This is a genomic window from Vreelandella sp. 162(4c) (assembly GCF_058152265.1).
Window position 1 is genome coordinate 2,701,414 of sequence record NZ_CM176981.1, and the last position, 13,673, is coordinate 2,715,086.

Annotated in this window: 13 protein-coding genes; 12 read left to right on the plus strand and 1 reads right to left on the minus strand. The window is 57.1% G+C overall.

Features of this window, described 5'->3' with window-relative positions; translation table 11 throughout:
- Positions 1–65 precede the first annotated feature (65 nt).
- Positions 66–1,157 carry a DctP family TRAP transporter solute-binding subunit gene (locus AC4EYZ_RS12445; protein WP_022521153.1) on the minus strand — a complete coding sequence of 364 codons (1,092 nt, stop codon included), beginning with the start codon at positions 1,155–1,157 and terminating at the stop codon, positions 66–68.
- A gap of 168 nt (positions 1,158–1,325) precedes the next feature.
- Here AC4EYZ_RS12445 and AC4EYZ_RS12450 point away from each other — a divergent pair, with 168 nt between their 5' ends.
- From AC4EYZ_RS12450 to AC4EYZ_RS12505, 12 genes are all read left to right on the plus strand, one after another.
- Positions 1,326–2,009, plus strand: coding sequence for a TetR/AcrR family transcriptional regulator (locus AC4EYZ_RS12450; RefSeq protein ID WP_022521154.1), 684 nt, complete (start codon positions 1,326–1,328; stop codon positions 2,007–2,009).
- A 149-nt stretch (positions 2,010–2,158) separates the two neighbouring features.
- Positions 2,159–3,457: a class-II fumarase/aspartase family protein gene (locus AC4EYZ_RS12455; RefSeq protein ID WP_490204276.1), complete on the plus strand. Its 1,299-nt coding sequence runs from the start codon at positions 2,159–2,161 to the stop codon at positions 3,455–3,457.
- Positions 3,458–3,656: 199 nt separating this feature from the next.
- On the plus strand, positions 3,657–4,490 hold the full coding sequence (locus AC4EYZ_RS12460) for a CoA transferase subunit A (RefSeq protein WP_022521157.1): 834 nt from the start codon (positions 3,657–3,659) through the stop codon (positions 4,488–4,490).
- On the plus strand, positions 4,490–5,263 hold the full coding sequence (locus AC4EYZ_RS12465) for a CoA-transferase subunit beta (RefSeq protein ID WP_022521158.1): 774 nt from the start codon (positions 4,490–4,492) through the stop codon (positions 5,261–5,263). The genes AC4EYZ_RS12460 and AC4EYZ_RS12465 overlap by 1 nt, the downstream gene beginning before the upstream one ends.
- A gap of 26 nt (positions 5,264–5,289) precedes the next feature.
- Positions 5,290–6,492: a 3-oxoadipyl-CoA thiolase gene (gene pcaF / locus AC4EYZ_RS12470; RefSeq protein WP_053857155.1), complete on the plus strand. Its 1,203-nt coding sequence runs from the start codon at positions 5,290–5,292 to the stop codon at positions 6,490–6,492.
- Between the two features lie 11 nt (positions 6,493–6,503).
- Entirely contained in the window at positions 6,504–7,673 is a 1,170-nt protein-coding gene (gene pcaDC / locus AC4EYZ_RS12475; RefSeq protein WP_022521160.1) for a bifunctional 3-oxoadipate enol-lactonase/4-carboxymuconolactone decarboxylase PcaDC, read from the plus strand.
- A gap of 317 nt (positions 7,674–7,990) precedes the next feature.
- The gene (gene pcaQ, locus AC4EYZ_RS12480; RefSeq protein ID WP_022521161.1) at positions 7,991–8,938 is read left to right on the plus strand and encodes a pca operon transcription factor PcaQ; all 948 of its coding nucleotides are present in this window, start codon (positions 7,991–7,993) and stop codon (positions 8,936–8,938) included.
- Between the two features lie 125 nt (positions 8,939–9,063).
- Positions 9,064–9,786, plus strand: a complete 723-nt coding sequence (gene pcaH / locus AC4EYZ_RS12485; RefSeq protein WP_022521162.1) for a protocatechuate 3,4-dioxygenase subunit beta — start codon at positions 9,064–9,066, stop codon at positions 9,784–9,786.
- A gap of 15 nt (positions 9,787–9,801) precedes the next feature.
- Positions 9,802–10,446, plus strand: coding sequence for a protocatechuate 3,4-dioxygenase subunit alpha (gene pcaG, locus AC4EYZ_RS12490; RefSeq protein ID WP_022521163.1), 645 nt, complete (start codon positions 9,802–9,804; stop codon positions 10,444–10,446).
- Between the two features lie 324 nt (positions 10,447–10,770).
- A complete protein-coding gene (locus AC4EYZ_RS12495) occupies positions 10,771–11,796 on the plus strand; it encodes a TRAP transporter substrate-binding protein (RefSeq protein ID WP_022521164.1) in 1,026 nt (341 codons plus the stop codon).
- Positions 11,797–11,808: 12 nt separating this feature from the next.
- Positions 11,809–12,336 carry a TRAP transporter small permease gene (locus AC4EYZ_RS12500; RefSeq protein ID WP_022521165.1) on the plus strand — a complete coding sequence of 176 codons (528 nt, stop codon included), beginning with the start codon at positions 11,809–11,811 and terminating at the stop codon, positions 12,334–12,336.
- Positions 12,326–13,615 (plus strand): TRAP transporter large permease, encoded by a 1,290-nt coding sequence (locus tag AC4EYZ_RS12505; protein WP_490204277.1) that lies wholly within the window; start codon positions 12,326–12,328, stop codon positions 13,613–13,615. Before AC4EYZ_RS12500 ends, AC4EYZ_RS12505 begins: the two co-directional genes overlap by 11 nt.
- The last annotated feature ends 58 nt before the right edge of the window (positions 13,616–13,673 follow it).

Consider the following 13,673-nt stretch of genomic DNA (forward strand, 5'->3'; position numbering starts at 1 on the left):
AGGCACGCAGGGTCGCGAGTGGGCCACCTAAGGCCCACTCGCAACGCGCTTTGTTTAGGCAGGGGTTAGAAGCGCGCGGACGCCTCTTCCACAGCGGAAGAAAGGCGCTCAATCCACTCTGCGTCATCGCCAAGCTCTTCGGTCAGGTACGCCTGAACCGGCGGCTGGGCGGCTTCGCGGAAGGCCTCCATCTGCTCAGCGGTGGGCTGGGTGATCTCCATGCCCTCTGCTTCCAGTTTGGTGATCCCCTCAGCCGAGTTGAACTGCTGAATGGCACGGCCGGTGGTACCCGCAACCACGGCGGCACGCTTAACGGCAGCTTGCTCTTCCTCGCTTAGCGACTGAAAGATCTCATCGTTAATCAGCAGGTGATCGACGCCGTAAACGTGGCGATCCAGGGTCAAATAATCCTGAAACTCATAGAAATTATTGCCGTAGATCACGGAGATCGGGTTCTCCTGGCCATCGACTACGCCGGTAGCCAGCGCTGTGGGTACTTCACCCCAGGCAATACCCTGGGGCTCGCCACCCAAAGCGCTAACCATTTCCAGGTAGAGCGGAATGGTTTGAACGCGGAACTTCAGGCCTTCCATATCCTCAGGCGAGTTGATCGGGCGCACGGAGTTGGTGAAGTGGCGGAAGCCCGTTTCGCCGTAAGCCAGCGTGCGTAGGCCGGTTTCCTGCAAGCAGTGCTCGGCCAACGCTGTACCAAACTCGCCATCCATCACTTGCCACGCCACTGGCGCAGACGGGAAGGTGTACGGGATATCCGTGACAGCGACCGCCGGGCAGAAGTTGGCATAGGCGCCGGAGACCATCGCAATGCTGATAGTGCCATCCTGAGCGCCTTCAATCAGCTCGGTTTCGCCACCTAGTGCTCCGGCGGGGTAGAGCTCTACGGTGAGATCTGTTTCGGCTTCTATCAGATTTTTAAACACCTGACCCGCCGCGCCTTTTTTGGAGGTGGTCCAGTCATCGGGGTCGACGTGGGCAAAGCGTAGCGTTTGGGCAGAAGCATTCGCTGCGGCAACCAGCGTTGCCGTCGCGAGGGCCGCCGTCAGCGCGCGTTTCAAAGGCAGTTGCTTCAATGTAAACCTTGGGGCCATAAACTTGGGGTTGGTAAACATAGGGCTTGTAAACATAGGGGTCAGAGACATTGTTGTTGTCCTCTTGTCGGGCCGTTGTTATAAGGTCTGGAAAAGCCTAAAGCAGTGGCGTGTTTAGCCGTTCCATCCTGTCACAATAAACAATGTACGAAATGGTACGTTCAGTCAAGCTATGGCATACTAGACCAAAGACGACCACGACAATAAAAGGCATGCTCTATGACAGCTCCTTCTACCAAGGCCAGTCCCCCTGCCGCGGGGCGACGGCGTAAAAATGACCCCGAATCCGTACGCGCCGATATTCTTGCGGTGGCTACCCGCGAATTCTCAGAAAAAGGCCTCTCTGGGGCCCGGATCGATGAGATCGCCGAGAAAACACGCGCCTCTAAGCGCATGATTTACTACTACTTTAATGATAAAGAGACGCTCTACCTACACACCTTGGAAGCCGCCTACCAGAAAGTGCGCCTGCAGGAGGCCGAGCTGGATCTTGACCACCTGGCCCCGCTCGAGGCGCTTAGCCGACTGGTGCGTTTTACCTTCTGCCACCACGCCAAAAACCCTGACTTTATTCGCCTGGTAATGATCGAAAATATTCATCATGGCCGCTTTTTAGCGCAGTCAGAGTTGATTCAATCACTCAATGCCGGGGTGATTGATGTACTCACCAACGTTTATATCCGCGGTGTAGAAGAGGGTTGTTTTCGTGAAGGCTTGGATCCTCGGGAACTGCACTGGCTGATTAGCGCGCTGTCGTTTTTCAATGTCTCAAACCAGCACACCTTTTCGCGGATTTTTGATTGGCAACAAGCCGCGCCTGAGAACCAGCGCAAACTAGAAGATCACGTTACCGAGATGGTACTGCGCTACGTGGGCACTGACGCCACGCTGTCGCAATCGTAAGTACCGGCCTATTTAGCGTATGGTTCGAATGACGAACATATGTACAATTCTGTTCTAAGTCGTGCCTTTATGAACTGTTTTGCTGGTTCTGAACAACGTTAATAGGAGGCGTAACGCCCATGCCTGCTGGATTTTTAAAGCATCCTTTTATGAGCCAGCGCGCCGTCGCTGAGTGTGACGATGACGCCATGGTGAATGCCATGCTGGCCTTTGAATTAGCCCTGGCCGAGGTACAGGAAACCAGCGGCGCGGTACCTGCTGGGGTTAGCCAGCAAATGCACGAACAGTTGGAAAATGCGGCTTTCAATAGCGAAGAGATCGCAGCGGGCATCGCCAGCGGTGGCAATGTGGCGATTCCGTTTGTAAAGCAGAGCCGCTCGCTGCTTTCCGATGACATCAAGCGTTACTGGCATCAAGGGGCGACCAGCCAGGATGTCGTCGACTCCGCGCTGATGCTCCTACTTAAACCACGCTTGGCAGCGCTGGATGAACTGTTGGTGCGCTGCCGTTCAGCGGCGCTCACGTTGATGAACGCTCACGCTGATACGCCCATGGTGGGTCGAACGTTAATGCAGCAGGCACTCCCCGTTACTTTTGGGGTGAAGGTGGCTCTCTGGGCAATTGGCCTGGAGCAGGCGCGCCGCCGTTTAAGCGCTGTTGAGCTACCCGTTCAGTTTGGTGGCGCGGTGGGCGTGCACTCGGGTTGGGATAACCTTGGGCTTGAGTGGATGGACGCATTGGCCGAGCGGTTAGGCTTGGCGGTGCCGGTGCTGCCTTGGCATACCGACCGCTACCCCATTCATGCCATCGGTACGGGGTTAGACGCGGTCGCCGGTGCCGCTGAAAAAATCGCCCTGGATGTGGCGCTACTCACCCAGACCGAGGTCGGCGAAGTCGCGGAACCCTCGGCACCCGGGATGGGGGAGTCCTCCTCCATGCCCCATAAGCGTAATCCAGTACGCAGCGCGCTGATTCGCGGCGCGGCGCGGCAAGTGCATGGCCACACCAGCGTTTTGATCAACGCTGCCGCCCAACCCCTTGAGCGTGGATTGGGGGAGTGGCACGCGGAGTGGGCGCCACTGATGGAAAGCGCTCTGCTGGTAGAGGGTGCGCTAGAGCAAGTGGCCGTGCTGCTGGAGGGGCTCGAGGTGTACCCCGACAACATGTGGCGCAATCTGTCGGCCACTGGCGGCGGCATTATGGCGGAGCCCGTCGCACGTATACTGGCGCCTACGCTAGGCACGGATAGAGCCAAGGCTGTTAGCGCAGAAGCAGCAGAAACCTCACGCCGGGAAGCACGCACCTATTCTGATGTGCTCGCCCATCATCCTGATGTGAAAGGGGCCGTAGACCCCGAGGCGCTGCGTAATGCCTGCGACCCCGCTTTATACCTTGGTAGCAGCGCGGCCCAGGTCATGCGCGCCAGAAAATGGCTAGAAATCCAATAAGCGTATTTAAAAACAAAGCGTTAAGTTCGATTGTGAAAGGGGTGATGGATTCGGTAGGCCGTGAGGTGGACGCCGTTGGGTTTGACCCAATGAATGTTCAGCAGTAGATTGTTCGTATAGAGGATCTATGTTCGCTCAACGAACAATATGCTGTAGTTCACTAACAAATACGCCAACGACCCGCTAAGAGGCACCCATCATGGCCGAGTTTCTCAGCTTGCATGACGCGGTAGCGCGCTACGTCCAAGACGGCGCCACCGTGGCCATGGAAGGTTTTACCCACCTGATTCCGTTTGCTGCCGGTCACGAAGTGATCCGTCAGAAAAAACGTGACCTGACGCTGATCCGCATGACCCCCGATATCATCTATGATCAGATGATTGGCGCGGGTTGTGCTAAAAAAGTGATCTTCTCATGGGGTGGTAACCCTGGTGTGGGATCGCTACACCGCCTGCGTGATGCGGTTGAGAAAGGCTGGCCGTGCAAGATCGAGATTCTTGAGCATAGCCACGCTGCCATGGCCTGCGCCTTCGAAGCGGGCGCCGCGGGGTTACCACTGGCTGTTTTTCGTGGCTACATCGGCAGCGAACTGCCCAGCGTCAACGATCAAATCAAATTCATCGAGTGCCCGTTCACCGGTGAGCGCTTGGCCGCCGTGCCGTCGGTGCGTCCGGACGTCTCAATTATCCACGCCCAACGGGCGGATCGTCAGGGAAACGTGCTGGTAGAGGGTATCGTTGGCGTACAGAAAGAAGCCGTACTCGCCGCCAAGCACAGTATTGTCACGGTGGAAGAGATTGTTGATGGCCTGGGGGCTACCCCCAACGCCTGCGTGATTCCCAGCTGGGCCATCAGCGCCGTTGCGGTAGCGGAGAAAGGCGCGCTGCCTTCCTACACCCACGGCTACTACGGCCGCAGCAACCGCTTTTATAAAGAGTGGGATGCGATTGCTCGCGACCGCGACACCTTCACCCAGTGGCTCGATGACAACGTCTATAACGTTGCCCAACATCATGCAGGGGAGAAAGCCTAATGAGTCTGGAATATACCTCTTCTGAAATGATGTCGGTGACCGCTGCGCGGGCACTTGAAAATGGCATGACCTGCTTTGTGGGCATCGGCCTTCCCTCGGAAGCCGCCAACCTGGCGCGGCTGACTCACGCCCCTGATGTGGTGCTGATTTATGAGTCCGGCACGCTGCAAACCAAGCCCGATACGCTGCCGCTCTCCATCGGCGATGGCGAACTGTGTGAGTCAGCGCTGACCACCGTGGCAGTGCCCGAAATGTTCCGCTACTGGCTACAGGGCGGCAAAGTGAGCGTGGGCTTTTTAGGCACCGCGCAAATCGACCGCTTTGCTAACCTTAACACCACGCTGATCGGCGATTACAAAGCGCCTAAGGTACGCCTGCCGGGCGGCGGTGGCGCACCAGAAATCGCCACCAATGCCGGTGAAGTGTTTATCACCTTGAAGCACTCCAAGCGGGCCTTTGTGAAAGACGTCGATTTCGTCACCACGCTAGGCTTTGGCCGCGACGGCAAAGGGCGCGATAACGTACCTAATATCGGCAAAGGCCCCACCCGGGTGATTACCGACCTGTGCGTGATGAAGCCTGATCCGGAGACCAAGGAGCTGGTGGTGGTATCGCTGCACCCTGGCGTTACCCGCGAAGACGTTATTGACGCGACCGGCTGGGAAATCCGCTTTGCCGAACAGCTCGAAAGCACTCCAGAGCCCAGCGAAAACGAGCTGACGATTTTGCGTGAGCTCAAAGCGCGCACCGAACGGGCCCACGCGGACGCATAAAGGAGCTATTTATGAGCGATGTTGTTATGCAAGACGTCTTTCTATGTCATCCCCGCCGCACCGCCGTGGGACGTTTTGGTGGCACCCTGGCCAGCGTACGCCCGGATGATTTTGCCGCGACGATTTTTAAAGCCGTACTGGCAGAAGCGCCGGATCTCGACCCTGCCGCCATTGAAGAAGTCTTCATGGGCTGTGCTAATCAGGCCGGGGAAGATAACCGTAACGTGGCGCGCATGTCGTCGCTGCTGGCGGGCATTCCCACTTCGGTACCCGGCACGACCATGAACCGCCTGTGCGGCTCGGGTATGGACGCGGTGGGTACCGCGTTTCGCGCCATTAAAGCGGGTGAAATGGAGCTGGCGTTGGCCGGCGGCGTGGAGTCCATGTCTCGCGCGCCCTACGTGATGGGCAAGGCCGATAGCGCCTTCGCCCGTAGTCAAAAACTCGAAGACACCACCATTGGCTGGCGCTTGGTCAACCCGCTGATGAAGAAAGCGTTTGGGGTCGATTCCATGCCGGAGACCGCAGAGAACGTCGCCGAGCAGTTCAATATCTCTCGCGAAGATCAGGACGCCTTTGCCCTGCGCTCTCAGCAGAAGGCCGCTGCCGCCCAAAAGGCCGGGCGCTTTGCCCAGGAAATCACCGCCATCGAAATCCCGCGACGCAAGCAGGCACCGCTGATCTTTGACCAGGACGAGCATCTGCGGGAAACCACGCTGGAGAAGCTCGCAGGCCTACCGACGCCTTTTCGTGAAGGTGGCAGCGTCACGGCGGGTAACGCCTCCGGTGTCAACGACGGCGCGGCAGCCATGCTGGTGGCCAGCGAAGCGGCGGTCAAACAGCACGGTCTTAAGCCGATGGCGAAAATTATTGGTATGGCCACGGCAGGCGTCGAGCCGCGCATCATGGGCTACGGGCCGGTACCGGCAGTGCAGAAACTGCTGAAGCGCACCGGTATTGCCATGGACGATATCGATGTGTTTGAGTTCAACGAGGCATTTGCCGCCCAAGCGTTAGCGTGTATGCGCGACCTCGGCCTGGCCGACGACGACCCACGCGTCAACCCGAACGGCGGCGCGATTGCGCTGGGGCACCCGCTGGGTATGTCCGGTGCCCGCCTGTTGCTGACCGCCGCCCATGAGTTGCAAAACAGCGGCAAGCGCTACGCACTGTGTACCATGTGTGTAGGTGTGGGGCAGGGTATCGCCACGCTGATTGAACGCGTTTAACGGAGACCATCATGGCATTTCATAGCATCAATGGCCGCAGCGTCGCTTACCGATTGCTCGGCTCGGAAGTGAATCCACTTATCGTGCTGGCGCATCCGCTGGGCATGAGCCAAGCGGTATGGGACGACGTGATCCCCGCGCTGCTGCCCCGCTACCGAGTGCTGACCTGGGATCTACCCGGCCACGGCGCAAGCCAAGCGGTCAGCGGTGAGCAGATTACGCCCGCTGACCTGGCCACTGAAGCGTTGGCGCTGGCAGATATTGCTGGCGCTGAGCGCTTTCACTTCGCCGGTACCTCAATTGGTGGCGTGGTCGGCCAGCAGTTGATTGCGGCGCACCCTGACCGCCTGCTTACTGCGACGCTGACCAACACCGGCGCAGTGATCGGCAACCCGGACTTATGGAATACCCGCGCAGGCCGCGTGCGGCAGGAAGGCTTGGCGGCGATGTCTGAAGAGATCGTGCCGCGCTGGTTTGCACCAAAGGCCTTTGAGGCAAGCCCGGCGCTGCAAGCGGGATGGTGCGTACAAATGGGCCGTGGCGACGATGAGTCCTACGCTCAGCTGTGCGAAATGCTTGGCCGCGATACGTTTGCCGGTAAGTTGGCGTCGAAGCACGTAGAAATGCAGCTATTTGGCGGCAGCGAAGATATGGCCACCCCGCCCGCGACGCTGGAAGCGCTGTCTGAGGAACTCGGCGGCGTCCCACTGGAGATTTTTGACGGCGTGGGCCACGTGCCCTCGGTAGAAGCCCCGGCGCACTTCGCACAAAAGTTACTCACGGTGCTCGCCGCCGATTTGGGCGACGTGGCGAACCACGGCGTGGCTTACGCCACAGGCCTGGAGACCCGCAAGCAGGTACTGGGAGACGAGCATGTAGCGCGCTCTACCGCCAACGCCAACAGCCTGGACGCCCCCTTCCAGCAGATGATTACCCGCCTGGCCTGGGGCGAGCTTTGGACCAATGACGACCTAACCCGCCGCGAGCGCAGCATGATTACCACCGGTATTCTCGCCGCGCTTGGCCGTGAAGAGTTAACGCTGCACCTAAAAACGGCTAAGCGGATTGGGCTGACAGAAGCTGAACTGCGCCAGGTACTGATGCACGTGGCGATTTACGGTGGCGTTCCGGCCGCCAATCACGCCTTTGCCCTCGCTAAGGAGTTGGGCTGGGGTGAGTAGATTAGTGGCTCCATGAGCGGTTGTTTTTTTTAAGAACAATGCATTTGCAAAGTGAGTGAGCCATTGCTGATCGAAGTGCCAACACCCCGGCATAGCCAAAAGCAGTGTGATGGTGCTGTACCCCTCAACAAAGACAACAAGAGGGTTAAGTGATGAAACGCTCTATCGCAAAAGAGCTACTCCTTGCTTGCAGCTTGGTTATATCCAGCTGCGTGCAGGCTGACACACGGCTTACCGTACTCGCGTCAATTTAGCGTTTTCATTGTTTGCGCTAATCGGCGAAAGTAGGGCATCTTTTTTCGCTGATATAGAACGCCATGCTGAACGCTCGAATCAAACTACGTCACTTGATGGCGTTTCTCGAAGTGGCCAAGCGGCGCAGCTTTGCGCGTGCTGCCGAGGCGCTGGCGATTACTCAACCGGGCATTTCCAAGGCAATACGCGAGCTTGAGGAGATTCTTGAAGCGCCGCTTTTCGAACGCACGTCGCAAGGCGTGTCGCTTACCCAAGCGGGGTTGACGCTGCTCCGACATGCAGGCCCTGCCATACGGGCGCTGGATGAAGGCGTCAGCGCTATTGGCGATGCCCACCGGGGCGGGCGTTGGCTGCGCGTCGGGGCGCTTTCCACTGTTGAGAGCCGCCTGTTGCCAGTGGCGATACAGCGCTGGCATACCGCCGCGCCGCCGGGCCAGGGCGATACCAGTGTATCGGTGGTGACCGGGGCCAGCGCCTATTTACTGTCGCGCCTGCGCCTGGGCGAGCTGGATATGGTGGTTGGGCGGATGACCGAGGCGCGAGAGATTGGCGACCTCTACTTTGAACACCTCTATTATGAGCCTTTGGTTATCGTCGCGCGAAAAGAGCACCCGCTTGCCCACGTCACGCCGGTCACGGCGGATCAACTGGTTGCCTATCCCTGGGCGCTACCGCCGCCGCAGACCACGCTGCGACAGCAGGTGGACAGTTTCTGCGTGCGCCATGCCATTAAGCTGCCGCCGCGGCTGCTGGAAACTCTCTCGCTGCCCGTTAGCTATCGCTACACTCTGGAGAGTGATGCGCTCTGGATAGCCCCCCGGGAAGCGGTGGCCGAAGAATTGGAAAAAGGTCAGTTGGTGAAGGTCGCGCTGCCGTTTGAAGCCCATGGTGGTTCGGTGGGCATTTGTACGAATGCGAGCATGGAAACGTCGCTGCCCCGTGAAGCGTTTTGCGAAACCCTACGCCAGGTGGCAGCTGAGCGCATTCAACCAAGGTCGCAAAAGCCATAACCTATGAGTTATGGGCGAAGATGACTCTTCAATTGGCAAGGGCTGAGCCGCAGGTCACACTTTGCGAGTAAAAGTGTAAAGGGGCAATGCCCCTCTGCCCCTGTAGCCATAAAGAGCATTTTGCCATGCAAAATAATCATAACCGCTTTGTGACCCGTGACCGCAACTGGCACCCGCCTGCCTACGCGCCGGGCTACAAAACTTCGGTGGCACGCTCGCCGCAGCAAGCGCTAGTGAGCATGCAGCAGCCGACCGTATCTGAGTTGACTGGTCCCAATTTTAGTCATCTGCGCATGGGGCCGCATGACAACGACCTACTGATGAATTTCAGCCAAGGTCAGGGGTTGCCGCAAGGTGAACGGATCATCATGTTTGGCCGAGTTGTCGACCAGTTCAGTAAGCCAGTACCGCACACGCTGGTGGAAATGTGGCAGGCCAATGCCGGTGGTCGCTACCGCCACAAAAACGATAAGTGTCTGGCACCGCTGGATCCTAACTTTGGCGGTGTAGGTCGCTGTTTGACCGATGACCAAGGCTTTTACCGTTTCCGTACCATCAAGCCTGGTCCTTACCCATGGCCCAACGACATGAATAGCTGGCGACCCGCGCATATCCACGTATCAGTCACCGGCCCTTCAATCTCTACTCGGTTGATTACCCAGATGTATTTTGAGGGCGATCCGCTGATTCCTCTCTGCCCGATTGTGCATACGCTGAAGGACCCTGACGCCGTTGAAACTATGATCGGACGGTTGGATATGGCCCACAGCAAGCCAATGGATTGCCTAGCCTATCGCTTTGACATTGTGGTGCGCGGCGAGCTGCAAACCTACTTTGAAAACCAATAAGGGCGAGGATACATCATGAAACAGCCTTCTATTCAGCCCAACAGCCAGCCGACCAGCGCGCTGATGCTGCGTGAAACTGCCTCGCAAACCGCTGGCCCCTACGTGCATATTGGTCTTGCACTCGCAGCGGCAGGCAACCCCGTCCGTGAGGAAGAGATCTGGAACGAGATGGCCAAACCCAATGCTGAGGGTGAGCATATCGAAGTGGTCGGTACCGTCATCGACGGCAACGGTGATCTGGTGCGCGATACGTTTGTCGAGGCGTGGCAAGCTGATGCCAACGGCCACTATCAAGCCGATTACGACCTCAGCAAGCCGTTCAACAGCTTTGGGCGTACCGCCACCACATTTGATCATGGTAGCGAGTGGTCGTTAACCACCATCAAGCCCGGCGCGGTGGAGCACCCTAGCGGGCAGTTAATGGCACCGCATATTAACCTGACGCTGTTTGCCCGTGGAGTGAACATCCACCTGCAAACGCGGCTCTATTTTGATGATGAGGCTGAAGTGAATGCGCAGTGCCCGGTGCTATCACGTATCGAGTCTCCGGCGCGTCGGCAAACCCTGATTGCCAAGCGGGAAGAAGCTGATGGCAAAGTGCGTTATCGCTTGGATATCCGCCTGCAAGGCGAAGGCGAGACGGTGTTTTTTGATTTCTAGCCCCTCGTCTGCAAAGTTTGTAAATAAAACTGAAAAGCGTTGCTTATCCGTAAGCAGCGCTTTTTTTGTTTGGGTTCGACCTTGGTCGGGCATTGATCTTGTAAAAATCCAACTTTTACCCGTCATTGTACCTTTTGGAGACGGCGTGAAAGCAGCAACACTGGTGATGCGAGGCAGGAAGCTGAAAAGACCGGGCGACATAGCCTGAACATAGACGAATGTCGATTAGCCCTACGCCTCATAGTGAATTAATGTGAATGCTTAAAGCGAACTAGTATTCGCTATACGAACTTACAATAATCCAAGAAAGTCCTGGAGGTTCCTATGAAAATGTCCCTATCCCGTTGTGTGTTGGCGGCAGCGATTGCTGGCCTTGCCGTTAGCTCTGCCCAGGCAGAAACTACGCTGCGTATGGCGCACTTTTGGCCTGGCCCTTCAGGCGTTAACCAAGATGTGTTGCAGGCGTGGGCTGATACCATTGAAGAAGAATCCAATGGTGAACTAACCATTCAAATGTTTCCCGCCGGTACCCTAGCCAAACCGGATTCCATTTATGAAGCCGCTGCCAACGGTATAGCCGATATTGGCGCCACCGCCCAGGGCTATACTGCCGGTCGCTTCCCCCTCTCACAGATCGTTGAACTACCTGGGGTAGCGAGTACGGCAACGCAAGGTGCTTGCGTACTGCAAACGCTCTATGATGACGGCCATTTGGACAGCGAATACGCAGACACCCGCCCGCTGTTTATGTTTACCACGGGCCCCGGTGGCATCCACACCATCGACACCGATGTGCAAACGCCTGCCGACCTGGAAGGGCTGCGTATACGCCGCCCCACCGCTGTGGCGGGTGAGATGCTGGAAAATATGGGTGCAAGCCCGGTGGGTATGCCAGCGCCAGACATCTATACCTCCATGCAGCGCGGCGTGATTGATGGCTTGAGCTTTCCTTGGGAAGGTTTAAAAGGCTTCCGCATTAACGAGTTGGTGAGCTACCACACTGAAGTACCGTTTTACACGTTGATCTTTGTCGCCACCATGAATCAGCGTTCGTACGATAATTTGACGCCCGAACAGCAGGCGGTGATCGATAATAACTCAGGCATGAAATGGGCTGAAAACGCCGGTGCGGTGTTTGATCGCCTAGATGTGGAAGGTAAACAAGAGGCGGCCGACGCTGGCCATACCATTCGTGAAATCGCCAATCCGCTAGAGCATCCTGACTGGCAGGAACCGCTAGAAACGGGCATTGAGAACTACCTAACGCAGTTGGAAGAGCGCGGTCTGGATCAGGTTCGAGATGTATATCAAGCAGCACTGGCAGCCAGTGAGTCTTGTGGTACCCAATAGGGGTAAGGTTTTATGAAGTCTACTCTCTACAGGGCCAGCCACTGGCTGGCCCTCATTTGTCGCTTGGTGGCTGGCATCGCACTGATTGGGCTGCTGGCAGTGACCATTGCCGATGTAAGTACGCGTTATCTATCGCGTGTAACGGAAGGTGCGATTGCACTGCGCGTTTCTGGCAGCGTAGAGCTGGTCAGCTATTTGATGCTGTTTGCGCTATTAGCCGCCATGGCCGCTAATGTGGAGAAAAGCCAAGTGGTGGTAGAGGCGTTCTCTCACGGCTTGCCGCAAGCGATAAAAAATCGCTTGCAAGGGTTCTTTTTCCTCGGCTTTATGGCGCTGGGGCTCATTCTATTTGTGGGCTTGCTGGATTCGGCCGCAGCGGCCAGTCGGCACGGCGAAATAACCCAAGACCTGCGCCTGCCGATGGGCCCCATTTTCCAGTTGGCAGCGGTGCTCAGCTTGCTGCTCGGGCTGCGTAGTTTTATTCATGCGTTGCTGGGCATGATTTATGCCGCAGGTGAGGAGGCAGCTCATGGGGAGTGAAGCGATTGGTGCCATTGGGTTAGGGCTTTTATTGGTATTGATGATTCTGCGCGTGCCGGTTGCTCTCACGATGCTGATCGTGGGGGTGGTGGGCTTTGCCCAGATCATTAGCTGGGACGCAGCTGTCGCTCAGTTAAAAACCGTCCCGGTAGAGGTACTTTCCAACTACAGCTTCAGCGCCGTGCCCATGTTTATCTTAATGGGTGTGCTGGCTGCTCATTCGGGGATGGCCGGTAAACTATTTGATTCAACCCGGGTGATTTGCGGTGGCTGGAAGGGCGGCCTGGCGATTGCGGCCGTGGGCTCTTGCGGTATCTTCTCCGCTATCTCCGGCTCTTCGTTAGCCACGGCGAGCACCATGACCCGGGTGGCATTGCCGGAGATGGAGCGCTATGGCTATAACCGTGGCTTAGCGACCGGCGCGCTGGCTGCAGGCGGCACGCTGGGTATTATGATTCCGCCCAGTATCGCGCTGCTTATCTACGCCATTCTTACCGAACAGTCCGTTGGCGATATGTTCATGGCAGGGCTGATTCCCGGTCTGCTGGGGCTGGTGATGTATTCACTGACCATTACAGTAGTCATGTACCTGCGCCCTTCCCTTGCCGTGGCGGGTGAACCCACTGCTTGGAAAGAGAAACTGCTCTCGCTAACCGGCTTAGTGCCCTTCTTTGGCGTTTTTCTGGTGATGATTTTAGGTATCTATTTTGGTGCCTTTACACCGACGGAGGGCGCTAGCGTCGGTGCGTTCGCCACGCTGCTTTACGCCCTAGTGAAAGGCATGCGCGGTGCGCAGCTATGGCACAGCGTACAAGAGACTTTGGCGCTGTCTGCGGTGGTTTTCTTTATGCTGGTGGGAGCTGAGACGCTCGGTTACTTCATCTCGGTGTCGCGTATTTCATTTTCGATTACTGATCTGCTCTACGGCATGGATCTAACCCCTATCGTCGTGGTGCTGTGCATTCTGGCGCTCTACTTTGTGCTGGGTATGTTTATGGACTCCATCGCCATGCTAGTAATCACCGTACCGGTGGTTTATCCGATTATTCAGGCGATGGGTATCGACCCGGTATGGTTCGGTATTTTGACCGTACTGACCGTTGAACTGGGGCTGATGACCCCGCCGGTGGGGATGAACGTGTTCGTGATTAAAGCGATGGCACCGCACGTGGGGCTGGGGGAGATATTTAAAGGGGTGGCGCCTTTTGTCGTCTCCGACCTGATACGGCTGGCGTTATTAATTGCTTTCTCCATTTTAAGCACGCTGTTTCTACTCTAGCGGCAAGTACGCTTGCCTCTATTCAAGCCAGCGCGATCACAACCACAACTACAGGAGC